The sequence below is a fragment of the Pseudomonas sp. Root71 genome (assembly GCF_001429045.1).
In the GTDB taxonomy this organism is placed as follows: domain Bacteria; phylum Pseudomonadota; class Gammaproteobacteria; order Pseudomonadales; family Pseudomonadaceae; genus Aquipseudomonas; species Aquipseudomonas monachiensis.
This window is the reverse complement of the sequence record NZ_LMHY01000005.1, coordinates 117,918-140,520: the sequence shown is the minus strand read 5'-3', so window position 1 is coordinate 140,520 and position 22,603 is coordinate 117,918. Positions and strand designations below refer to the sequence as shown.

Below are 22,603 nucleotides of genomic sequence, written 5' to 3'. Positions count from 1 at the left end.
GACCCGCTCCTACAAATCGCCAATCACTTGGTGGCGGCACCATCCGGTACAAACACGTAACCCACGCCCCAGACAGTCTGGATGTAACGCGGTTTGGACGGATCGGGCTCGATCATCCGGCGCAGACGGGAAATCTGCACATCGATGGAACGCTCCAGGGCATCCCACTCGCGACCACGGGCCAGGTTCATCAACTTGTCGCGGGTCAGCGGTTGACGGGCGTTCATCACCAGGGCCTTGAGTACAGCGAACTCACCGGTGGTAAGCATGTGCACTTCTTCGCCGCGCTTGAGCTCGCGGGTGGCCAGGGATAATTCGTAGTCACCGAAGGTCACGCTTTCGTCTTCGCTGCCCGGGGCGCCAGGCACTGGAGCCGACTGGCGACGCAATACCGCCTTGACGCGAGCCATCAGTTCATCGGGGTTGAACGGCTTGGCCAGGTAATCGTCGGCACCCAGCTCCAGGCCCTTGATGCGGCTCAGCTCGTCGCCCTTGGCGGTGAGCATGATGATCGGAATCTGGTTGTTCGCGTTGCGCAGGCGGCGGCAGGCAGTCAGGCCGTCTTCGCCGGGCAACATCAGGTCGAGGACGACCAGGTTGAACACTTCGCGCGCCAGCAGGCGATCCATTTGCTCGGTGTTCGGTACGGCGCGGGCGCGGTAGCCTTTGCTGACGAAAAAACGCTCCAGCAGGCTGCTGAGCCCCGGATCGTCGTCAACGATAAGAATTTTTTCGCCTTCAGCAGTTTGTGCAGTGCTGCTCATTGGATGCTCCTTTGATCTCGGCACGCATTATGGCGTAGCTGCCGTTATACGCACCGTGTGCATTGTTAGCAGATTTTTCCTCTAGCGCCAGAAAACCGGCCATTGCACCTGCATCCGCGATGTCCCCGAATGCCGGAACGCTGGTTATAATGCGCGGCCTTTTGTGTCAGGCAACATCAGACAGGTACTACAGACCGACACCATTTTTTTCATGGCGCCGGCAGTAATTGTTCGATTTCACGGGTCAACGGGATACCTTTTGATCCAGGTAGCGGCGCAGGCCAGGCCGCTCAACCAGACTCGCCCAGGCCCTATCCCGGCGCCTGCGAGCCTGCTTTCACAATTTGTCAGGTGGTTTTATGGACAGCATCAACAGCCGCATCGCCGAGGAACTCGGTGTACGCCCACAACAGGTCGAAGCGGCCGTCGCGCTACTCGATGAAGGCTCTACCGTTCCCTTCATCGCCCGTTACCGGAAAGAAGTGACCGGCAGCCTCGACGATACGCAATTGCGTCATCTGGAAGAGCGCCTGCGCTACCTGCGAGAACTCGACGAACGGCGTATCAGCATCCTCGCCAGCATCCAGGAGCAGGGCAAGCTGACCCCGCAACTTGAGCGCGACATCAAGCTCGCCGACACCAAGACCCGTCTCGAAGACTTGTACCTGCCGTACAAGCAGAAGCGCCGCACCAAGGGCCAGATCGCCCTGGAAGCCGGCCTCGGCGAGCTGGCCGACGGCCTGTTCAACGACCCGTCCCTGAGCCCGGAAACCGAAGCCGCACGCTTTATCGATGCGGAAAAAGGCGTGGCCGATGTGAAGGCGGCCCTCGAAGGCGCCAAGTACATCCTCATGGAACGCTTCGCCGAAGACGCGGGCCTGCTGGACAAGCTGCGCAATTACCTGAAGCAGGAAGCCACCCTCAGTGCCCGCGTGATCGCCGGCAAGGAAGAGGAAGGCGCCAAGTTCCGCGACTATTTCGAACACGACGAACCGCTCAAAAGCATGCCGTCGCACCGCGCGCTGGCAATTTTCCGTGGCCGTAACGAAGGCATCCTCAGCTCCGCGCTGAAGGTCGGCGACGAACTGCCAGGCACCATGCACCCGTGCGAAGGCATGATCGGCCAGCAATTCGGCATCCAGAACCAGAACCGCGCCGCCGACAAATGGCTGGGCGAAGTGGTGCGCTGGACCTGGAAGGTCAAGCTCTACACCCACCTGGAAACCGATCTGCTGGGCGAGCTGCGCGATGGCGCGGAAACCGAGGCGATCAACGTGTTCGCCCACAACCTGCACGACCTGCTGCTGTCGGCCCCGGCCGGCCCGCGCGCCACTTTGGGTCTCGACCCGGGCCTGCGCACCGGTTGCAAGGTCGCCGTGGTCGACTCCACCGGAAAACTGCTGGATCACGCAACGGTTTACCCGCACGTGCCACACAACAAGTGGGACCAGACTCTCGCCGTGCTCGCCGCCCTGTGCGCCAAGCACTCGGTGGACCTGATCGCCATCGGCAACGGTACCGCCAGCCGCGAGACCGACAAGCTGGCCGCTGAACTGATCAAAAAATACCCGGCCATGAAGATGACCAAGGTCATGGTGTCCGAGGCCGGTGCATCGGTTTACTCGGCGTCGGAGCTGGCCTCCAAGGAATTCCCGGACCTCGACGTGTCGATCCGTGGCGCCGTGTCGATTGCCCGTCGCCTGCAAGACCCGTTGGCTGAGCTGGTGAAGATCGACCCGAAATCCATCGGTGTCGGCCAGTACCAGCACGACGTATCGCAACTGAAACTGGCCCGAGGCCTGGATGCGGTTGTCGAAGACTGCGTGAACGCCGTCGGTGTCGACGTGAACACGGCTTCCGTAGCGCTGCTGGCACGGATCTCCGGCCTCAACGCGACCCTGGCGCAGAACATCGTCAGCCATCGCGACGAGCATGGCGCGTTCAAGACCCGCGCAGCGCTGAAGAAAGTTGCGCGCCTGGGCGAGAAAACCTTCGAACAGGCCGCCGGATTCCTGCGCGTCATGAATGGCGAAAACCCGCTGGATTCGTCGGCGGTTCACCCGGAAGCCTATCCGCTGGTTCAGCGCATCGCCGCTGAAACCGAGCGTGACATCCGCTCGCTGATCGGCGATGCCGCGTTCCTCAAGCGTCTCGATCCGAAGAAGTACACCGATGAAACCTTCGGTCTGCCAACCGTGACCGACATCCTCCAGGAGCTTGAAAAGCCTGGGCGTGACCCGCGTCCCGAGTTCAAGACCGCCGAGTTCCAGGAAGGCGTCGAAGACCTCAAGGACCTGCAACTGGGCATGATCCTCGAAGGCGTGGTGACCAACGTGACCAACTTCGGTGCCTTCGTGGATATCGGTGTGCATCAGGACGGTTTGGTGCACATCTCCGCACTTTCGGAGAAGTTCATCAAGGATCCACGGGAAGCGGTGAAGGCCGGTGACGTGGTGAAAGTGAAGGTCATGGAAGTCGACATCCCGCGCAAACGCGTGGGCCTGTCGATGCGCATGAGCGACACCCCGGGCGAGAAAATCGACGGCGCTCGCGGCGCGCGTCCGGGGTCGGCGCCACGCCAGTCCCAGAACACCGCACCGCGCAAGGAAACCACGGCGGCAGCACCGAGCAACAATGCCATGGCTTCGTTGTTCGCCAATGCCAAGCAGTTGAAGAAACGCTGATGGACATTCCCGCCGGGCTGACCGAAAGCGCGTTTTTCAAGCTGTTGGGCTGCCGCTTGCACAGTCTGGAAACCGGGGTGGCGCAAGTCGCCCTGGCGCTGGAACCCGAGCTGCGCAATCGCGGCGGCAAGCTGCACGGCGGGGCCTTGTTCAGCCTGGTGGACATTGCCATGGGGCTGGCCTGTTCCAGCACCCACGGCTTTGACCAGCAGAGCGCGACCATCGAGTGCAAGATCAACTACATCCGCGCCGTCTCTGACGGCGAGGTGATGTGCACGGCGCGGGTGATCCACCCGGGTCGCCGCACATTGGTGGTCGAGGCCGATGTGGTGCAGGGCGACAAACTGGTCGCAAAAGCACAAGGCACGTTCGCTGTCCTGTAGCTACTCGTTATCGATTTGAGTTAATTTCAGCAGAACGCAACCTGTGGGAGCGGGCTTGCTCGCGAAGGCGGTGTATCAGGTGGCATCTGTGCTGACTGGCACACCGCCTTCGCGAGCAAGCCCGCTCCCACATTAGTTGCGGCGAGTTCAAAAAACCAGGCGAAAACGCCAGTTTTAACTTCACCCTTGTAGACCGTCTTGCCCACCCCCATATTGGGGCGACTGACGCGTGAAGGAATCCAACTTGAGCGAACTTCTCAACCGCCGCCTGGCTCTGCTCGGCGAGCGCGCTAACCTCTCTCTGCTCGAACAGTGCCTTCACGGCATCGAACGTGAATGCCTGCGCGTGACCGATGAAGGTCGCCTGGCGCAAACGCCGCACCCGGAAGAATTGGGTTCCGCGCTGACCAATGAACAGATCACCACCGACTATTCCGAGTCGCTGCTGGAGTTCATCACCCCGGCCCTGCCCGACCCGGCGGACACACTGGCGAGCCTGGACAGCATTCACCGCTTTGCCTACAGCAAGCTCGGCAACGAGTACCTGTGGAGCCCATCGATGCCGTGCCCGTTGCCGGCCGAGGAAGACATCCCGATCGCCTATTACGGCACGTCCAATATCGGGCAGCTCAAGTACGTGTACCGCAAGGGCCTGGCCCTGCGTTACGGCAAGACCATGCAGTGCATTGCCGGCATTCACTACAACTTTTCCCTGCCGGAAAAACTCTGGCCGTTGCTCAAGCAGGCCGAAGGCTTTGTCGGCACCGACCGCGACTTCCAGTCGTCGTCCTATATCGCGCTGATCCGCAACTTCCGCCGCTACAGCTGGCTGCTGATGTACCTGTTCGGTGCTTCACCGGCACTGGACGCCGGCTTCCTGCGCGGTCGTTCGCACCAGTTGGAACAACTGGACCCGCATACCCTGTACCTGCCGTACGCTACCAGCCTGCGCATGAGCGACCTGGGTTACCAGAGCAACGCCCAGGCCGGCCTGACGCCGTGCTACAACGATCTGAACAGCTACACCGACAGCCTGCGCAAAGCGGTGGCCACGCCGTATGCGCCATACGTCGAAGTCGGCACCCACCAGGATGGCGAGTGGGTACAGCTCAACACCAACATTCTGCAGATTGAAAACGAGTACTACTCCAACATCCGCCCGAAACGCGTGACCTACACCGGCGAGCGCCCTATCCAGGCGCTGATGGCCCGTGGCATCCAGTACGTCGAAGTACGCTGCCTGGACATCAACCCCTTCCTGCCGATGGGCATCGATCTCACCGAGTCACGCTTCCTCGATGCGTTCCTGCTGTACTGCGCACTCAATGACAGCCCGCTGCTGACCAACACCAGTTGCGGCAACGCGACCTCGAACTTCCTCAGCGTGGTCAAGGAAGGTCGCCGTCCGGGCCTGCAACTGCAGCGGGATGGCCAGCCGGTTGACCTGAAGGAATGGGCCGGCGAGCTGCTGGAAAAAATCGCTCCTCTGGCGGCGATGCTCGACCAGAGCCATGGCGGTGATGCCCACAGCAAGGCGCTGGACGCCCAGATGTCGAAGGTCCAGGACCCGTCCCTGACGCCGTCGGCCCAGGTATTGGCGGCGATGGCTGAACACAAGGAAAGCTTCGCCCAGTTCTCCCTGCGTCAGAGCCAGGTCCATGCCGAGTTCTTCCGCAGCGAGCCGTTGCCGGCTGAGGAGCAGGCGAAGTTTGAAGAGCGGGCGCGTTCGTCGCTGGCTCAGCAGGCTGAACTGGAGCAGAACGAAGTCGGTGATTTCGATGTGTTCGTCGGGGCATACCAGGCGAGCATTCTGGCGATCAGTAACTAATCGGCGCCTGTAAGAAAGATCGCAGCCTTCGGCAGCTCCTACATTGGAATGCGTTTCCTGTAGGAGCTGCCGAAGGCTGCGATCTTTTTGTTTCCAGCCCATTCACAATGACTCACCGGGTTTTCGCCTCATAAGCTAATTCGAAAAAGTTATTTATTTTCGAATTCTTAGATCATTTAGTCTCTTTCTCACGCCGACATTCGGTCGCCTGACAAGGAGCTTTCTGATGAAACTGACTTTCCCTCTTCGCTTGCTGGCGGCCGCTTCCTTGGCTACCGCAAGTTTTTTTGCCCAGGCGGCCGACTTCACCGTCGCCTACCAGACCACCGTTGACCCGGCGAAAGTCGCCCAGGCTGACGGCGCTTACGAAAAGGCCAGCAAGGCCGATATCAGCTGGCGCAAATTCGATAACGGTGCCGATATCATCGCCGCCATTGCCTCCGGCGACGTGCAGATCGGCTACCTCGGTTCCAGTCCCCTGACCGCTGCGATCACTCGTAAAGTCCCGGTCGAAACCTTCCTCATCGCCACCCAGATCGGCGCTGCCGAAGCCCTGGTCGCCCGCGACGGTTCCGGGATCAAGACCCCGCAAGACCTGATCGGCAAGAAAATCGCCGTGCCGTTCGTTTCCACCGGCCACTACAGCCTGCTGGCTGCGCTGAAGCACTGGAACATTGATCCATCGAAAGTCACCGTCCTCAACCTGGCTCCGCCCGCGATCATTGCTGCCTGGAAACGCGGTGACATCGACGCCACTTACGTCTGGGACCCGGCCCTCGGTGTCGCCAAGGAAAACGGCAAGGTACTGATCACCTCCGGTGAGCTGGCCAAGTTCGGCGCACCGACCTTCGACGCCTGGATCGTGCGCAAGGACTTCGCCGAGAAGCACCCGGAGATCGTCACCGCGTTCGCCAAAGTGACCCTGGACGCCTACGCCGATTACCGCAAAGACCCACAAGCCTGGCTGGCCAATCAGGGCAACGTCGACAAGCTTGTAAAACTGTCTGGCGCCAAGGCCAGCGACATTCCATTGCTGCTGCAAGGCAACGTCTACCCGCTAGCGGCTGACCAGGTGCTCACCCTCGGCGCGCCGACCACCAAAGCCATCACCGACACGGCGGCGTTCCTCAAGGAACAAGGCAAGGTCGAGGCGGTACTGCCGGACTACGCGCCGTACGTCAGCGCCAAGTTCATCACCAACTGATCGGGAGTCAACGCGATGGCCTTGCTACAGCTGGAGCGCATCAGCGCACAGTACCCCGGCAACCCGGAACCGGTGTTGGCGGATATCTCCCTGAGCCTGGGGCCCCGGCAATTGCTGGTCGCCCTCGGCCCGTCCGGCAGTGGCAAGACTTCGCTGTTGAACCTGATTGCCGGTTTCGTCGAACCCAGCGCCGGGCGCATCACCCTCGACGGCGTGCCCGTCAAAGGCCCGAGTGCCGAGCGCGGCGTGGTGTTCCAGGACGACGCGCTGCTGCCGTGGCAAAACGTGCTGGCCAACGTCGGGTTCGGCCTGGAGCTGGCCGGTATCGCCCGGGACAAACGCGAAGCTCGCGCCCGGGAAATGCTCGCCCTGGTCGATCTGTCCGGTTTTGAACAGCGCCGCATCTGGCAACTTTCGGGCGGCCAGAAGCAGCGTGTCGGCCTGGCCCGCGCCCTCGCCGCCGACCCACGCGTGTTGCTGATGGACGAACCTTTCGGAGCCCTCGACGCCTTCACCCGCGAGCAAATGCAGGAGTTGTTGCTGCAAGTCTGGCAACGCACCGCCAAACCGGTGTTCCTGATTACCCACGACATAGAAGAAGCCGTATTCCTCGCCACTGACCTGATTCTGTTGGCGCCCAACCCTGGGCAAATCGTCGAGCGTCTGAGCCTCGATTTCGGTCAGCGTTATGCCGCCGGTGAGTCGGCTCGCTCGATCAAGTCCGACCCGCGTTTTATCGAAACCCGCGAACACGTACTCGCCAAAGTGTTCTCCCAACGCAGTGCCGCCCAGCGGCAGGAGCGCGCATGAGCAGTTATGAAATTCCCGTCGCAGCGATAACGCCAGGCTCAGCCGTGATTGCGGCAAGTCGCCGTTTGAGCACCCGGTGGATCAGTGTGATGACACTGGTCGCTCTCGTTGCTATTTGGTGGGCCGTGACGGCGACCGGCTTGATCGAGCCGCTGTTCCTGCCGCCGCCCTCTGCCGTTCTGCAAAAAGGCTGGCTGCTGGCGACCTCGGGTTACATGGATTCAACCCTGTGGCAGCACCTCGGCGCGAGCCTGAGCCGCATCGGCCTGGGCCTCGGCTTTGCGATTCTCACTGCCGTGCCGGTGGGAATCGCCATCGGTGCCAACCGTATCGCCCGTGGCGTGCTCGACCCGCTGATCGAGTTCTACCGGCCGATCCCTCCGTTGGCCTATCTGCCGCTGATCGTGATCTGGTGCGGCATCGGTGAATTGTCCAAAGTGCTGCTGATCTACCTGGCGATCTTCGCCCCGATTGCCATCGCCACCGCCACCGGTGTGCGCACGGTCGACCCGGCCAAATTGCGTGCCGCGCAGTCGCTGGGCGCAACCCGCGTGCAGTTGATTCGCCACGTCATTTTGCCGAGTGCCTTGCCGGACATTCTGACCGGTGTGCGCATTGGCCTCGGCGTAGGGTGGTCGACCCTGGTCGCCGCCGAATTGATCGCCGCCACCAGCGGCCTGGGCTTCATGGTGCAATCGGCCGCGCAGTTTCTGGTCACCGATGTGGTGGTACTGGGGATTCTGGTGATCGCACTGATCGCCTTCGCGATGGAACTGGGCCTGCGTGCCCTGCAACGCAAACTGGTGCCGTGGCATGGCCAGGCTCACTGAATAATTTCCCTGTGAGAAACCCTGTGGGAGCGAGCTCGCTCCCACAGTAATCAACACCCCCGAATTTCAAGAGAATCACCATGAGTGACTTGACCATCGTCCCCTTAAGCTCCGCCCTCGGCGCACAGATCAGTGGCATCGACATCAGCCAGCCGCTGAACCTGGAGCAACGCGATGCCATCGAACAGGCCCTGCTCAAGCATCAGGTGCTGTTCTTCCGCAACCAGCCGATCACGCCACAGCAACAGGCGCGATTCGCCGCGAATTTCGGCGACCTGCACATTCATCCGATCTACCCGAATGTGCCGGAGCAACCCGAAGTGCTGATCCTCGACACCGCCGTCACCGACGTGCGCGATAACGCGATCTGGCACACCGACGTGACCTTCCTGCCGACCCCGGCCATGGGCGCGGTGCTCAGTGCCAAGCTGCTGCCGGAGTTTGGCGGCGACACGTTGTGGGCCAGCGGGATTGCCGCGTACGAAGCCCTGTCGGCACCGCTGAAAACCTTGCTCGAAGGCCTGACCGCCACCCACGATTTCACCCGTTCGTTTCCGCTGGAGCGCTACGGCAACACGCCCGAGGCACTGGTCCAGTGGGAAGAAGCACGGCGCAAGAATCCGCCGCTGTCGCACCCGGTGATCCGCACGCACCCGGTCAGCGGGCGCCGCTCGCTGTTCGTCAACGAAGGTTTCACTTCGAAGATCAACGAGCTGTCGGAAACCGAGAGCGAGGCGATTCTGAAGTTCCTGTTCGCCCATTCAACGCGGCCGGAGTTCACCATTCGCTGGCGCTGGCAGCAGGACGACATCGCGTTCTGGGATAACCGCGTGACCCAGCATTACGCGGTGGATGATTACCGGCCGGCGCGGCGGGTGATGCAGCGGGCGACGGTGTTGGGGGATGTGCCGTTTTTTCGGTGAACAGCCAGTTTTTGTACTGACATTGATGGCCTCATCGCGAGCAAGCTCGCTCCCACAGTGTCCGTGGCGTACACAAAACCTGTGAACACCGCCAAACCAGTGGGAGCGAGCTTGCTCCGGGCGGCGTTCCGACGATGGCGATCTGAAAGGCGCCGAATAATCCGGCGCCAACTACTTATTCAGCCGTCGAAGGCTTCTCCCAAAGATTGATCCCGCCCTCCTGGGCAAACCGGTCAATTTCCGCCAGTTCCTCTGCACTGAAGCTCAAGTTCTTCAACGCCCCGACGTTCTCGATAATCTGCTCCGGTCGACTCGCGCCAATCAACGCGGAAGTGACCCGGGGGTCGCGCAGGGTCCAGGCCAACGCCAGTTGCGCCAGGCTCTGGCCGCGACGTTTGGCGATTTCGTTGAGTGCCCGCACCTGGGCGATGTTGGCCTCTGACAAATGCGATGCCTGCAACGAACCACCGCCCGGACGGTTGACCCGCGCATCCGCCGGCACGCCGTTGAGGTATTTGTCGGTCAGCAAACCCTGGGCCAACGGAGTGAAGGCAATCACGCCGGTACCGAGTTCATCAGTGGTATCGAGCAGGTCTTTTTCCACCCAGCGATTGAGCAGGTTGTAGGCCGGCTGGTGAATCAGCAGCGGCACTTTCCATTCTTTGAGCAACGCCGCCATTTCGCGGGTTTTCACCCCGGAGTACGACGAGATGCCGATGTACAACGCCTTGCCCTGCTGCACCGCCGTGGCGAGTGCGCTGGCGGTTTCTTCCAGCGGGGTGTCCGGATCGAAACGGTGGGAGTAGAAGATGTCGACGTAGTCCACGCCCAGGCGTTGCAGGCTCTGGTCGAGGCTGGCCAGCACGTACTTGCGCGAACCGCCGCCCTGACCGTAAGGGCCGGGCCACATGTCCCAGCCGGCCTTGCTGGAAATGATCATCTCGTCGCGGTACTGCTTGAAGTCTTCACGCAGTAAACGGCCGAAGTTGATCTCGGCGCTGCCATACGGCGGGCCGTAGTTGTTGGCCAGGTCGAAATGGTTGATGCCCAGGTCGAACGCCGTGCGCAACAATGCGCGCTGGGTACCGATCGGCGTGCTGTCGCCGAAGTTGTGCCACAGGCCCAACGACAGTGCCGGCAGCACCAGCCCGCTGCGGCCCACGCGGCGGTAGGGGATGGAGTCGTAGCGGTTTTCGGCAGCGGTGTAGGTCATCGAATCCTCTCTTGTCGGTCTTGAATCTGATATCGACTGCTTTGCCAGTCGCTCAGCATACGCCCGGACAAACGCCAGAAAACCCCTGATTCGACTAATGACTGAAACGTTTCACGTATTTCCCCGCCAACAAGCTACCGTGCCCCCGTAAACACCTCTCCCAACCAGTCCACAAACACCCGGACCCTGGGCGACATGTGTCGGTTGTGCGGGTACAACACCGATACCGGCATTGATGGCGGAGGGGTGTCGACGAGGACTTCCTGCACCAGGCCTTGGGAGATCTGCGTTTCCATTCGGTAGTGCGGGCACTGGATCAGGCCCAGCCCGGCAATCGCCGAGGCGGCGTAGATTTCTGCGCCGAACACCGATACCGCACCGTCGATGGCCACTTCCTTGAGTTCACCGTCCACCATGAATTCAAACGGGAACAACCTGGCCGTCGTGCGCGAAACGTAGTTCACCGCACGGTGCCGGCTGAGGTCGGCGAGGCTTTTCGGTTCGCCGTATTTGCGCAAATAGGCGGGGCTGGCGCAGGTGATCTGACGCAGGTTGGCGACACGTTTGCCGATCAGCGTGGAGTCACCCAATGTTCCCGCCCGCAACACGCAATCGATACCTTCGGTGATCAGGTCGACCTGGCGGTCAGCCTCGCTGATGGACAGCTCGATGTCGGGATAACGCGCCATGAATTGCGGCAATGCCGGGATCACGAAGTGCTTGGCCAATGTCCCGTGCAAGTCCACCCGTAGCCGCCCCTTCGGGGCCACGCCGCGAAACGCCAACTCCGCTTCCTCCAGCTCTGCCAGCAGTTGCACGCAACGCAGGTAGTACGCCTCGCCATCCAGCGTCGGACGCACTTTACGCGTGCTGCGCTCCAACAAACGCGTACCCAGCCAGGCCTCGAACTGATTCAACGTATGGGTCAGCGTTGCGCGGGGCAGGTTCAGGTCATCGGCCGCCAGCGTGAAGCTGCTGCGCTCGTAGATCCGCACAAAAACCTTCATCGCTTTGACTTGGTCCACAGCTCACTCCAGGCACTCGATTGTTGGCAATCATTGAACAGTCAAGGCAACTCTCGTGCATTTATCGGCCTGAGTAAACATGTGAAATTGGCTTCACACCCCATCAACAGGAACATCAACATGACGGCTCAAACTCCGAAAGTTGCCATCGTGACCGGTGCCTCCCGCGGCATCGGCGCGGTCATCGCCAAACAACTGGCCAGCGAAGGTTTCGCCGTTGCCATCAACTACGCCAGCAGCGCCACCGAAGCCTCGAAACGGGTGGTGGAGCTGCGTCAGGCCGGCCACCAGGCCATAGCGATCAAGGCCGATGTGGCCAATGCCGACGACGTGCGCCGGATGTTCGACGAGGTTGAAACCCAGTTCGGCAAGGTCGATGTTTTGGTGAACAACGCCGGCATCCTCAAGGTCCTGCCGCTGGCGCAACACAGCGACGAACTGTTCGAGCAGACCTTCAACATCCACACTCGCGGTACCTTCAATATCCTGCGTGAAGCGGCGACCCGCCTGAACAGCGGTGGCCGAATCATCAACTTCTCCAGCAGCACCGTCGGCATGAACCTGCCGGGTTACGCGGTGTACATCGCCAGCAAAGCGGCAGTGGAATCCCTGACCCAGGTGTTCGCCAAAGAGATGCGCGGGCGCAACATCACCGTCAATGCGGTGGCTCCCGGGCCGGTGGCGACTGAGTTGTTTTTACACGGCAAGAGTGAGGAGCAGATTCAGAATTTCGCGAAGATGGCGCCGCTGGAGCGCCTGGGGCAGCCGGAGGATATTTCCCGTGTTGTGTCGTTTCTGGCGGGGCCGGATTCGGGTTGGGTCAATGGGCAGATTTTGCGGGTGAATGGCGGGTTGGTTTAACTGAGTTCACACTGAGACCGCAGCGCCCCCAATCGCGAGCAAGCTCGCTCCCACATTGATCTTGGTTGCTCACAAAATTTGTGCTCAAGGGAAATCCCCTGTGGGAGATTGCTCGCGATGGCTGCCTCCAAAGCAATGCACATCTGAAGGGCGGGACAGTTCATGCACACCACCATCATCACAACCTTCGGCCTGATCCTCCTGGCGTTGATGCTCTATATCGGCGAGAAAATCGGCTTTACCCGTCAGACCCTGGCCTACTGTTTTATCGTGCTGTGGCTGGCGCTGACGCTGATCAACGGCGCAGTCGGCATAGTGCATGCCGGCCAGCCATTGAGCACCGAACTGGCGGTCGGTAGCGCCGTGTTCGGTGTCCCGGTGGCGGCGCTGGTGTTGTTCATGGTGTTGACCACCGAGACATGAAGGCCTTGATCAGCGCACCAGATGCAGGAACTGCATGTGCCGTTCGTACTGGTCGAGGATGTCGTTGATGATCTGTTCCTTGGTATAGCCGACCAGATCGTAGTCCTGACTGCCTTCGCTCAAATGCACTTCGGCCCGGTAGTAGCGGCGATTGTTGAGTTGCTTGGAACCCATGCCGCCACGGGCAAACGATGGCGTGAAGTAACCGCGCATCTGCACCTGATAAACAAACGGATGTTGATCGCCGTGGCCGATTTCCAGGCTGACGCTGTCATTGGCCGGGTCCGGGTGTGTCGCTACGTGCAAACCCTTTTCGATGAACACGGCAGACACTTCTTCAATCGCCGGGCGCACCGTCGTGTCGAGGAAGCGGTAGACCTCATCCCGCGACGGGAAATGCACCGCCTGACTCAAACGCTGACGCCAGCCACCCCGCCGTGAACCGGACACCGGTGCCAAGGAATGCATCTGCGCAATCTGCTTCTGCGACTCCAGATAAAACGCTTTGTGCAGCCCCCACATTATCAACAGCAGGATCAGCGAGAACGGCAACGAGGTCAGGACCACCGCCGACTTCAACGCATCGATGCTGCCGGAGAACAGCAGCGCGCTGGTCACCAGGGCGGTCATCGCGCCCCAGAACACCCGCAACCATTTCGGCCCGTCTTCATCGGGGTTACCGCCCTTGGCGGACAGCGTCGACAACACCACGGTGCCGGAGTCGGCGGAGGTGACGAAGAACACAAAGCTGATAAACACCGTGACCGCGATGACGGTTTTGCTCCACGGGTAGGTTTCCAGCAGCAGGTAGAGCGTCATCGACGGATTGTCGATGGCCGACATACCGAGCGCGCTCATGCCATGGTTGAGCACTTGATCGATGGCGCTGTTGCCGAAGATCGACATCCACGCCAGGGTAAAGCCCAGCGGAATCAACAGCACGCCGAAGACGAACTCGCGGATGGTGCGACCACGGGAAATCCGTGCGATGAACAAGCCCACGAACGGCGACCACGCAATCCACCAGGCCCAGTAGAACACCGTCCAGCCGCCCAGCCAGTCGCTGGGTTTGTCGTAGGCATAGAGGTCGAAACTCTTCATCGGCAAGGCGCCGAGGTAATCACCGAGGTTCTGGATCAGGGTGTTGAGCAAGTGCTGCGTAGGGCCGGCGAACAATACGAACAGCAGCAGCGCGCAGGCCAGCAGCATGTTGATGTCGGACATCACCCGCACGCCCTTGTCGACGCCGGATACGGCAACGATGATCGCAGCACCCATCATCAGGGTGATCAGGCCGACCTGAATCCATTGGGTGTGGGCGATGCCGAACAGATAGTCCAGGCCCGAGTTGAGGTGCAACACGCCAAAGCCCATGTCGGCACCGAGGCCGAACACCGTGGCGATGATGCCGAAGCCATCCACCGCGTAGCCGATGGGGCCGTTGATACGCTTGCCGATCAGCGGATACAGCGCCGAGCGCAGGGCCAGTGGCAGGTTATGCCGGTAGGCGAAGTAGGCCAGCGCCATGCCGACAAAGGCGAACACGCCCCAGCCATGCAGGCCCCAGTGCAGAAACAGAATCTGCATCGCCTGGCGCGCCGCATCCGCCGTACCGGCCTCGCCTTGGGGCGGTTGCAGCATGTGGGTCAGCGGTTCGGACACGCAGAAGAAAAACAGGGTGATGCTGATCCCGGCGGCGAACAGCATGCCAGCCCAGGACAGATAACTGAATTCGGGTTCGTCGTGGTCGGCACCGAGCTTGATCTTGCCGTAGCCGGACAAGGCGGTGACCACCACGAAGACCAGATACAGGGTCATCGCCAGCAGGTAATACCAGCCGACCGTGTTGGCCGCCCAGTTTTGCGCCGCCAGCAACCAGGCACCGGCCTGCTCCGGCATGGCGATGACAACGACACCAAACAACAGAATGAAACTCGCCGAGAACCAGAACACCGGCGGATTCATGCGGATCAGACCGCTTGGAGAGATGGACGATGCACTCATGTTCGGTGCACCTCGAAGGGGTAGAAAGTGGCTGTAGAAATCGGACTCAGCAAAGGCAAGCCTCCTGTTGTGAGCGGGCAGCGAACCGCCGGTTTAACTTGAATGAACGTTCAAGTTAAACATGGATAGGGGGCTAAGGACTAATCGCAGGGCTCGGCGGTGGTGTTGTTACGCTAGCTCAAGGAAAGGTTTTACGCGGAATTTAGAGGTGTTCTGTAGGAGCTGCCGCAGGCTGCGATCTTTTGATTTTGGTTCGCGGCGCGCTTGGAAAAGATCGCAGCCTCGTTGCACTCGACAGCTCCTACATCCTCACTTCTGCGCCCCATCATCCAACTGCAAACTCGCCTGGGTCAGGTTGCTGCCCGCCGGCACGCTGCGGGTCAGCCAGACGTTGCCGCCAATGGTCGAGCCCTGACCGATGGTGATCCGCCCGAGAATCGTCGCCCCGGCATAAATCACCACGTCATCCTCGACAATCGGGTGCCGTGGCTGACCTTTCTGCAGTTGGCCATCTTCGTCCGCCGGGAAGCGCTTGGCGCCCAAGGTCACCGCCTGATAGATCCGCACGCGTTCGCCGATGATCGCCGTCTCGCCAATCACCACACCCGTCCCATGGTCGATGAAGAAACTGCGGCCGATCTGCGCGCCGGGGTGAATGTCGATGCCGGTGGCCGAGTGAGCGATTTCCGCGCTGATCCGCGCCAGCAGCGGCAACCCGGCGCGATACAAATGGTGGGCCAGACGATGGTGAATCACCGCCAGAATCCCCGGATAGCACAACAACACTTCATCGACACTGCGGGCCGCCGGGTCACCGTGATAGGCCGCGAGCACGTCACTGTCCAACAGGCTGCGCAACCCAGGCAACGCGAGGGCAAAGTCCTGAATGATCTGGATGGTTTTGGCTTCGACTTCAGTCTCGGCCTGGGCACTGTGGCGAGCGGCGTAGCGCAATTCGAGTCGCGCCTGGGCCAACAGCGCATTCAGCGCCACATCCAGGGTATGACCGACATAGAAGTCTTCACTCTCTTCGCGCAGGTCAACCGGCCCCAGGCGCATCGGGAACAACGCACCGCACAGGGCCTCGAGAATGTCCGCCATGGCTGCGCGGGAAGGCAATTCGCGACCGCCCTGCTCGCCGGTGGCCCGGCCGTTTTGTGCACGCCACTGTTCACGTGCCGTGCGCAGCTGGCTGACGATGGTCTGCAATTGCCAATGGCTGGAACGCTCACTCACGGTAAAAACTCCTCACGGGCGGCCGGACTGTCTGGCCGCACTGACGGCGATTACTTTACGGCAAGGGCCGCGAGGCAAATTAAGAACCAATAGTGCTGTACTCATTTCGATTGGCTATAAGCGATTGGCGGTTGCCCCAACTTTTTGGCGTGCCTATAGTCCTGAGATCTTCAACCGCCAGTACGGACTCATGATCAAACAACAGCTCGCCAGCTTTACCCGCCTCGACCTGCTCGGTCAGCCCACCGCCCTGGAAAAACTCGAACGCCTGTCGACCTGGCTGGGTCGCGACCTGTACGTCAAGCGCGATGACCTGACGCCGCTGGCAATGGGCGGCAACAAGCTGCGCAAACTCGAATACCTGGCCGCCGATGCCTTGGCCCAGGGCGCCGACACCTTGATCACCGCGGGCGCGCTGCAATCGAACCACGTACGGCAGACAGCCGCCATTGCCGCAAAATTGGGCCTGGGCTGCGTAGCCCTTCTGGAAAATCCTCTCGGCACTGACGACAGCAATTACACCGGCAACGGCAACCGCCTGCTGCTCGACCTGTTCGATGCCAAGGTCGAACTGGTGGAAAACCTCGACAACGCCGACGAGCAACTGCAAGCCCTGGCCAACCGACTGCGCAGCAACGGCAAGAAGCCGTACCTGGTGCCGATCGGTGGCTCCAATGCGCTGGGCGCCCTGGGCTACGTGCGTGCCGGTCTGGAACTGGCCGAACAGATCAAGGATACCGGCCTGAAGTTCGCCGCCGTGGTCCTGGCCTCGGGCAGCGCCGGTACCCACAGCGGCCTGGCACTGGCCCTGAGTGAAGCACTGCCGAATCTGCCAGTAATCGGCGTGACGGTTTCGCGCAGCGATGAAGATCAGCGGCCAAAGGTTCAAGGCCTGGCCGAACGCACCGCCGAGTTGCTGGGCGTGAATCTGCCGGAGGCTTTCAAGGTCGAGTTGTGGGACGAGTATTTCGCCCCGCGTTATGGCGAGCCGAATGCCGGCACACTGGCGGCGGTGAAGCTGCTGGCGAGTCACGAAGGCTTGCTGCTGGACCCGGTCTACACTGGCAAGGCCATGGCCGGCTTGCTGGACGGGATCGGCCGTCAGCGGTTCGACGAGGGTCCGATTATTTTCCTGCACACCGGTGGCGCGCCGGCGTTGTTTGCCTATAAGGATTTTCTGTAAGCGATTCAGAAGATCAAAAGATCGCAGCCTGCGGCAGCTCCTACAGATGCATGCCGATCCATGTAGGAGCTGCCGCAGGCTGCGATCTTTTCCATGAAACGCATATGCAATTAACGAATAACAAAAATAATATTCATTATTTTCAATTCTATAGGCATCATCTTATAGTCACGCCGCAGGCGAATTTGCAGCGAGACGCATAAGCTGCATTAGGGCAGGATATCGCAGTCGTCCAAATCCCGAATTTGCCAACTTTCCTAAAGCGTCTTCCATAAGAAAACACAGGGGCTTGTCATGAATTTTTCCGCACTACGTCGCAATCTGCTGGTGGGTTCGCTGGGCCTGGCACTGAGCGCCGGCCTGATTGGCCAGGCGGTTGCCGGTGAGCAACTGCAACAAATCAAGGACAAAGGCGTAATCAACGTCGGCCTGGAAGGCACCTACCCACCATTCAGTTTCGTCGACGCCGACGGCAAGCTGACCGGCTTCGAAGTCGAGTTCTCCGAAGCCCTGGCCAAAGAACTGGGCGTGAAGGTCAAGCTGCAACCAACCAAATGGGACGGCATCCTCGCGGCCCTGGAATCCAAGCGTCTGGACGCAGTGATCAACCAGGTGACCATCTCCGAAGAGCGCAAGAAGAAGTATGACTTCTCCGAACCCTACACCGTTTCCGGTATTCAGGCGCTGGTGCTGACGAAGAAGGCCGCCGAGCTGAACATCAAGTCCGCCGCCGACCTGTCTGGCAAGAAAGTCGGTGTAGGCCTGGGCACCAACTACGAAGAGTGGGTGAAGGCCAATGTGCCGACCGCTGACATCCGCACCTACGAAGATGATCCGACCAAGTTCCAGGACCTGCGTGTCGGCCGTATCGACGCCATTCTGATCGACCGCCTGGCCGCGCTGGAATACGCCAAGAAGGCCAAGGACACCACCGCCGCCGGTGATGCGTTCTCCCGCCAGGAAGCCGGCATTGCCCTGCGCAAAGGCGAGCCTGAACTGCTGGCCGCGGTCAACAAGGCAATCGATAAGCTGCGCGCCGATGGCACCCTGAAAAAGCTCTCGGAAAAATACTTCAACGCTGACGTCACTCAATAATGGGAGAAGCTTTCCAACTCGCACTGGACTCCGCGCCCTTTCTGCTCAAGGGCGCGTATTACACGGTCATCCTCAGCCTGGGCGGGATGTTCTTCGGCCTGGTGATGGGCTTCGGTCTGGCGCTGATGCGCCTGTCGCGCTTCAAACTGGTGAGCTGGATCGCCCGCATCTACGTGTCGTTCTTTCGCGGCACGCCGTTGCTGGTGCAACTGTTCGTGATCTATTACGGCTTGCCGCAATTGGGTCTGGAACTGGATCCGCTGCCGGCGGCCCTGATCGGCTTCTCGCTGAACATGGCCGCCTACGCCTGTGAAATCCTGCGTGCCGCGATCAGCTCCATCGAGCGCGGCCAGTGGGAAGCGGCTGCCAGTATCGGCATGACCCGCGCGCAGACCCTGCGCCGGGCCATCCTGCCGCAGGCGATGCGCACCGCATTGCCGCCGCTGGGCAACAGCTTCATTTCGCTGGTCAAGGACACCGCGCTGGCCGCCACCATCCAGGTGCCGGAACTGTTCCGTCAGGCGCAGCTGATCACCGCTCGCACCTTCGAAATCTTCACCATGTATCTTGCCGCCGCACTGATCTACTGGGTCCTCGCAACCGTGCTTTCGCACCTGCAGAACCAGTTGGAAGCGCGGGTCAATCGGCACGACCAGGAGTCCTGACCCAATGATTGTCGTGGAAAAACTGACAAAGCAGTTCAAGGGTCAAGTCGTGCTCAACGGCATCGATCTTGAGGTCAAGGAAGGCGAGGTGGTCGCGATCATCGGCCCTAGCGGTTCGGGCAAGACCACCTTCCTGCGCTGCCTGAATTTTCTGGAAGAGCCCACCAGCGGCCGGATCAAGGTCGGTGATATCGAAGTCGATACCAGCCGCCCCCTGAACCAGCAGCAGAGCCTGGTGCGGCGCTTGCGCCAACACGTGGGTTTCGTGTTCCAGAACTTCAACCTGTTCCCCCATCGCACCGCGCTGGAAAACGTTATCGAAGGCCCGATCATCGTCAAGAAGATCGCGCACGCCGATGCCGTTGCCCTGGGTAAAAAGCTATTGGCCAAGGTAGGCCTGGCGGGTAAGGAAGACGCCTATCCGCGTCGCCTCTCCGGTGGTCAGCAACAGCGCGTGGCGATTGCCCGGGCGCTGGCGATGGAACCGGAAGTGATCCTGTTCGATGAACCGACCTCGGCCCTCGACCCGGAGCTGGTGGGCGAGGTATTGGCGACTATCCGCGGCCTGGCCGAAGAGAATCGCACCATGGTGATCGTCACTCACGAAATGGGCTTTGCCCGCGACGTGGCCAATCGCGTGGTGTTTTTCGACAAGGGCGTGATCGTCGAGCAAGGCGAAGCGAAGGCGTTGTTTGCCAACCCGAAAGAAGAGCGAACCAAACAGTTTCTCAGCAAGTTCCTGAACAACAGCCACAACTAACAACCCGTTCAATAATTGTCATCTTCCATGGATGGAAGTGACACCATCGCAAAAAATACTTTATCAATACCAAACTAACCCAATCTATTCGACATACATATCTTGTACGCGCGCGCGGTACATATATCTGCACAATAACAATTAACCTCCCTTTCCCCACCAGGTTCCTTTCACAACACCTGGCCGACCACGCACGCCAAGCCGCCCGGCTTTAGACACTTTCAGCGGACAAATTCGACACGCCGCCATGGTTTACTTACTTCGTACCGTAGGAACTTTCTGAATAACAGCACACTTCACCCATAACTAATAAATCTCATTGACACTTACTCCCCCTGACTCTTATCTAGTCTCCAACCGACGTCACTCATCACGCCAAACTCATTATTTCAATTAAAAGTAATGAATGGTTTTGCTGTTCGATATTTAGTTTTTGATTTCCCAGAAACGGACTTCGTTGCAAAACTTCAAGGAGACTTCATGAAAAGCACCTCGAACAAATCCGGGCTTGTGGCCCCGACCCTGGCGCAATCCAACAAGACCGGCATCAACGTCACTTGTGCGGCGCACCTGCTGATCGATGTGGCGCCCTACCCCGCCATGGACGAAGGCGACCTGATCGAACTGTTCTGGGATAGCTGCTACGTGGCCTCCCGCGTGCTGATGGCCAGCGATGTCGGCCAACCGGTGCAGTTGCGGGTGCCTGAAAGCTTTGTCGCCAACGGTACCTCGCGCATTCACTACCGGGTCATGCAGGTGGGTCGAGACCCAGTGATTTCGGCCAGCCAAAACGTGCAGATCAAACTCGACTGCCCAGGCGGCCAACCTTCCGAGCTGTGCGGCGATGAAAACCAGTGCCTGGCACCGGTGAGCATTCCCGAGGCGATTCGCCGTCAGGGGGTCAATCCGAGCCAGGTCAAACGCGGTGTTCCCTTGACCATCGAGCCGTACCTGAACATGGCCGTCGACGATGAAATCACCCTGCGCTGGGGCGATGTGCGCATGGATCTGCCACGGATCAAGTCCGCCGATGTGGGCCAGCCGATTCATGTCTGGATTCCGCCGGCCATCATCCTCGAAGCCGGCGAAGACCTGCGGCTGGAGGTGACGTACTGCATTCTCGACCGGGTGGGCAACAACTCCCGCTGGGCTCCAGCCCGCACGCTGAAGATTGGTTGTGCAAACACTTATCTGAAAGTCCCGAAGAAACAGCCCCTCAAGGCCGCCGAACCCCGTAGACGATGAAGAGGCCTCTTTGGCGGAATCATCCTTCTATGCATATTCCTAAAAGTTAGTTCATAAAATATTTATACACGTTTAGGGTATATACACCGGACCACCGGACATCCTTGTTTTCATGCGCGGCCACAAGCGGCGCTTCCATAAGATGTGAGGTAGGTATGGTCCGGAACACAATCACCCCAGTGCAGATCGCCAGGGCATTGCGTGCAGCCAAGGAGCGGCACTGATGTCCAGTCTGGCAGATGCAAACGTCCAGAGTGACCTGGACATCGCCCCGCTGTTGTTGCCCGCAAAAGTCTTGCGCAATGACGCTCAAGCCATCAAGGCGGCCCACGAGCTGGCGCAAGTCGCCCGCCTGCAAGCGGCCAAACGTGACCGGCAGCGCAAGCTCCCATGGTCTGAAATAGAACAGTTCACCCGCAGCGGCCTGGGCAGCATTTCCATCCCCCGCGAGTACGGTGGCCCGCAGGTTTCGTTCGTTACCCTGGCTGAGGTTTTCGCGATCATTTCCGCGGCAGACCCGGCACTTGGGCAGATCCCGCAAAACCAGTTCGGCATTCTTAACCTGGTGCTCGGCAGCGCCACCGAGGCGCAGAAAAAACAGCTGTTCAAAAGCGTCCTCGACGGCTGGCGCATCGGCAATGCCGGGCCGGAACGCGGCACCAAGAACACCCTGGAACTGAAGGCGCGCATCACCGCTGACGGCGTCCTCAACGGCCAGAAGTTCTATTCCACCGGCGCACTGTTCGCCCATTGGGTCGCAGTCAAAGCGTTGAACGACGATGGCAAGCAAGTACTGGCGTTCATCCGTCGCGGCACACCTGGATTGCGCATCGTCGATGACTGGTCCGGTTTTGGTCAGCGCACCACCGCCAGCGGCACGATTTTGCTCAACAACGTGCAGGCCGATCCTGAACTGGTGGTGGATAACTGGCGGATCAATGACACGCCGAACATCCAGGGTGCCGTCTCGCAGCTGATTCAAGCGGCCATCGACGCCGGTATCGCCCGAGGCGCCATCGACGACGCCATCGACTTCGTGAAAACCCGCGCCCGGCCGTGGATCGACGCCAAGGTCGAGCGGGCCAGCGATGACCTGTACGTGATCGCCGATATCGGCAGATTGAAAATCGAATTGCACGCCGCCCAAGCGCTGCTGCGCAAGGCCGGGCAAGTGCTCGATGATGTCAGCGCCGCACCTTTCACCGCCGAGTCCGCCGCCCGCGCCTCGATTGCCGTGGCCGAAGCCAAAGTGCTGACCACCGAGATTTCGCTGCTGGCCAGCGAAAAGCTGCTCGAACTGGCCGGCAGCCGCGCGACCCTCGCCGAATTCAACCTCGACCGCCACTGGCGCAACGCCCGGGTGCACACCCTGCACGATCCGGTGCGCTGGAAGTATCACGCGGTCGGCGCCTATCGCCTCAACGGCACGCTGCCCAATCGCCATTCCTGGATCTGACGACCAGAACA

General features: G+C 60.3%; 20 protein-coding genes. 15 read left to right on the top strand and 5 right to left on the bottom strand.

Features of this window, described 5'->3' with window-relative positions; all coding sequences use genetic code 11:
* Positions 1-23: 23 nt before the first annotated feature.
* A complete protein-coding gene (gene ompR, locus ASD95_RS06855) occupies positions 24-764 on the bottom strand; it encodes an osmolarity response regulator transcription factor OmpR (RefSeq protein WP_056726918.1) in 741 nt (246 codons plus the stop codon).
* Between the two features lie 359 nt (positions 765-1,123).
* On the opposite strand from ompR, the gene ASD95_RS06850 reads away from it, so the two are divergent.
* The 7 genes from ASD95_RS06850 to tauD all read left to right on the top strand — a co-directional run bounded on the left by ASD95_RS06850 (position 1,124) and on the right by tauD (position 9,426).
* Positions 1,124-3,448: a Tex family protein gene (locus ASD95_RS06850; protein ID WP_056726919.1), complete on the top strand. Its 2,325-nt coding sequence runs from the start codon at positions 1,124-1,126 to the stop codon at positions 3,446-3,448.
* Positions 3,448-3,831 carry a PaaI family thioesterase gene (locus tag ASD95_RS06845; RefSeq protein ID WP_056726920.1) on the top strand — a complete coding sequence of 128 codons (384 nt, stop codon included), beginning with the start codon at positions 3,448-3,450 and terminating at the stop codon, positions 3,829-3,831. Before ASD95_RS06850 ends, ASD95_RS06845 begins: the two co-directional genes overlap by 1 nt.
* A 244-nt stretch (positions 3,832-4,075) precedes the next feature.
* Positions 4,076-5,659, top strand: coding sequence for a glutamate--cysteine ligase (gene gshA, locus ASD95_RS06840; RefSeq protein ID WP_056726921.1), 1,584 nt, complete (start codon positions 4,076-4,078; stop codon positions 5,657-5,659).
* Positions 5,660-5,885: 226 nt separating this feature from the next.
* Positions 5,886-6,863 (top strand): taurine ABC transporter substrate-binding protein, encoded by a 978-nt coding sequence (gene tauA / locus ASD95_RS06835; protein ID WP_056726922.1) that lies wholly within the window; start codon positions 5,886-5,888, stop codon positions 6,861-6,863.
* 15 nt (positions 6,864-6,878) lie between these two features.
* Positions 6,879-7,673, top strand: a complete 795-nt coding sequence (tauB, locus tag ASD95_RS06830; RefSeq protein WP_056726923.1) for a taurine ABC transporter ATP-binding subunit — start codon at positions 6,879-6,881, stop codon at positions 7,671-7,673.
* Positions 7,670-8,503, top strand: a complete 834-nt coding sequence (gene tauC, locus ASD95_RS06825) for a taurine ABC transporter permease TauC (protein ID WP_056726924.1) — start codon at positions 7,670-7,672, stop codon at positions 8,501-8,503. The genes tauB and tauC overlap by 4 nt, the downstream gene beginning before the upstream one ends.
* A gap of 80 nt (positions 8,504-8,583) precedes the next feature.
* A complete protein-coding gene (gene tauD, locus ASD95_RS06820; RefSeq protein WP_056726925.1) occupies positions 8,584-9,426 on the top strand; it encodes a taurine dioxygenase in 843 nt (280 codons plus the stop codon).
* A gap of 175 nt (positions 9,427-9,601) precedes the next feature.
* Here the strand turns inward: tauD and mgrA are convergent, their stop codons facing one another.
* Positions 9,602-10,639 (bottom strand): L-glyceraldehyde 3-phosphate reductase, encoded by a 1,038-nt coding sequence (gene mgrA, locus ASD95_RS06815; protein ID WP_056726926.1) that lies wholly within the window; start codon positions 10,637-10,639, stop codon positions 9,602-9,604.
* Between the two features lie 134 nt (positions 10,640-10,773).
* Positions 10,774-11,664 (bottom strand): LysR family transcriptional regulator, encoded by an 891-nt coding sequence (locus tag ASD95_RS06810; protein WP_056726927.1) that lies wholly within the window; start codon positions 11,662-11,664, stop codon positions 10,774-10,776.
* A 120-nt stretch (positions 11,665-11,784) separates the two neighbouring features.
* Here ASD95_RS06810 and ASD95_RS06805 point away from each other — a divergent pair, with 120 nt between their 5' ends.
* Together ASD95_RS06805 and ASD95_RS06800 are read left to right on the top strand one after the other, a co-directional pair.
* Positions 11,785-12,525 (top strand): SDR family oxidoreductase, encoded by a 741-nt coding sequence (locus tag ASD95_RS06805; RefSeq protein ID WP_056726928.1) that lies wholly within the window; start codon positions 11,785-11,787, stop codon positions 12,523-12,525.
* A 162-nt stretch (positions 12,526-12,687) separates the two neighbouring features.
* Complete coding sequence (locus ASD95_RS06800; RefSeq protein ID WP_056726929.1) at positions 12,688-12,948, top strand: hypothetical protein; 261 nt, start codon at positions 12,688-12,690, stop codon at positions 12,946-12,948.
* A 9-nt stretch (positions 12,949-12,957) separates the two neighbouring features.
* On the opposite strand, the gene betT is transcribed toward ASD95_RS06800, so the two are convergent.
* A complete protein-coding gene (betT, locus tag ASD95_RS06795; RefSeq protein ID WP_162252428.1) occupies positions 12,958-14,913 on the bottom strand; it encodes a choline transporter BetT in 1,956 nt (651 codons plus the stop codon).
* A 348-nt stretch (positions 14,914-15,261) separates the two neighbouring features.
* Entirely contained in the window at positions 15,262-16,188 is a 927-nt protein-coding gene (epsC, locus tag ASD95_RS06790; RefSeq protein ID WP_056726931.1) for a serine O-acetyltransferase EpsC, read from the bottom strand.
* Positions 16,189-16,378: 190 nt separating this feature from the next.
* Between epsC and ASD95_RS06785 the strand changes: the two genes are divergently transcribed.
* The 6 genes from ASD95_RS06785 to ASD95_RS06760 all read left to right on the top strand — a co-directional run bounded on the left by ASD95_RS06785 (position 16,379) and on the right by ASD95_RS06760 (position 22,592).
* On the top strand, positions 16,379-17,371 hold the full coding sequence (locus ASD95_RS06785) for a D-cysteine desulfhydrase (RefSeq protein WP_056726932.1): 993 nt from the start codon (positions 16,379-16,381) through the stop codon (positions 17,369-17,371).
* Positions 17,372-17,665: 294 nt separating this feature from the next.
* Positions 17,666-18,466: a cystine ABC transporter substrate-binding protein gene (gene tcyJ, locus ASD95_RS06780; RefSeq protein ID WP_056726933.1), complete on the top strand. Its 801-nt coding sequence runs from the start codon at positions 17,666-17,668 to the stop codon at positions 18,464-18,466.
* Entirely contained in the window at positions 18,466-19,131 is a 666-nt protein-coding gene (gene tcyL, locus ASD95_RS06775; RefSeq protein ID WP_046040764.1) for a cystine ABC transporter permease, read from the top strand. Before tcyJ ends, tcyL begins: the two co-directional genes overlap by 1 nt.
* Before the next feature lie 4 nt (positions 19,132-19,135).
* The gene (gene tcyN, locus ASD95_RS06770; protein WP_056726934.1) at positions 19,136-19,891 is read left to right on the top strand and encodes an L-cystine ABC transporter ATP-binding protein TcyN; all 756 of its coding nucleotides are present in this window, start codon (positions 19,136-19,138) and stop codon (positions 19,889-19,891) included.
* A 480-nt stretch (positions 19,892-20,371) separates the two neighbouring features.
* A complete protein-coding gene (locus ASD95_RS06765; RefSeq protein WP_056726935.1) occupies positions 20,372-21,136 on the top strand; it encodes a hypothetical protein in 765 nt (254 codons plus the stop codon).
* 223 nt (positions 21,137-21,359) lie between these two features.
* Positions 21,360-22,592 carry an SfnB family sulfur acquisition oxidoreductase gene (locus ASD95_RS06760; protein ID WP_056726936.1) on the top strand — a complete coding sequence of 411 codons (1,233 nt, stop codon included), beginning with the start codon at positions 21,360-21,362 and terminating at the stop codon, positions 22,590-22,592.
* Positions 22,593-22,603: the final 11 nt, after the last annotated feature.

Bases quoted from the DNA above. Each gene is read 5' to 3' on its own strand.
- ompR (WP_056726918.1), bottom strand. From the start codon at position 764: ATGAGCAGCACTGCACAAACTGCTGAAGGCGAAAAAATTCTTATCGTT.
- ASD95_RS06850 (WP_056726919.1), top strand. From the start codon at position 1,124: ATGGACAGCATCAACAGCCGCATCGCCGAGGAACTCGGTGTACGCCCA.
- ASD95_RS06845 (WP_056726920.1), top strand. From the start codon at position 3,448: ATGGACATTCCCGCCGGGCTGACCGAAAGCGCGTTTTTCAAGCTGTTG.
- tauA (WP_056726922.1), top strand. From the start codon at position 5,886: ATGAAACTGACTTTCCCTCTTCGCTTGCTGGCGGCCGCTTCCTTGGCT.
- tauB (WP_056726923.1), top strand. From the start codon at position 6,879: ATGGCCTTGCTACAGCTGGAGCGCATCAGCGCACAGTACCCCGGCAAC.
- tauC (WP_056726924.1), top strand. From the start codon at position 7,670: ATGAGCAGTTATGAAATTCCCGTCGCAGCGATAACGCCAGGCTCAGCC.
- tauD (WP_056726925.1), top strand. From the start codon at position 8,584: ATGAGTGACTTGACCATCGTCCCCTTAAGCTCCGCCCTCGGCGCACAG.
- mgrA (WP_056726926.1), bottom strand. From the start codon at position 10,639: ATGACCTACACCGCTGCCGAAAACCGCTACGACTCCATCCCCTACCGC.
- ASD95_RS06805 (WP_056726928.1), top strand. From the start codon at position 11,785: ATGACGGCTCAAACTCCGAAAGTTGCCATCGTGACCGGTGCCTCCCGC.
- ASD95_RS06800 (WP_056726929.1), top strand. From the start codon at position 12,688: ATGCACACCACCATCATCACAACCTTCGGCCTGATCCTCCTGGCGTTG.
- betT (WP_162252428.1), bottom strand. From the start codon at position 14,913: ATGAATCCGCCGGTGTTCTGGTTCTCGGCGAGTTTCATTCTGTTGTTT.
- ASD95_RS06785 (WP_056726932.1), top strand. From the start codon at position 16,379: ATGATCAAACAACAGCTCGCCAGCTTTACCCGCCTCGACCTGCTCGGT.
- tcyJ (WP_056726933.1), top strand. From the start codon at position 17,666: ATGAATTTTTCCGCACTACGTCGCAATCTGCTGGTGGGTTCGCTGGGC.
- tcyL (WP_046040764.1), top strand. From the start codon at position 18,466: ATGGGAGAAGCTTTCCAACTCGCACTGGACTCCGCGCCCTTTCTGCTC.
- tcyN (WP_056726934.1), top strand. From the start codon at position 19,136: ATGATTGTCGTGGAAAAACTGACAAAGCAGTTCAAGGGTCAAGTCGTG.
- ASD95_RS06765 (WP_056726935.1), top strand. From the start codon at position 20,372: ATGAAAAGCACCTCGAACAAATCCGGGCTTGTGGCCCCGACCCTGGCG.
- ASD95_RS06760 (WP_056726936.1), top strand. From the start codon at position 21,360: ATGTCCAGTCTGGCAGATGCAAACGTCCAGAGTGACCTGGACATCGCC.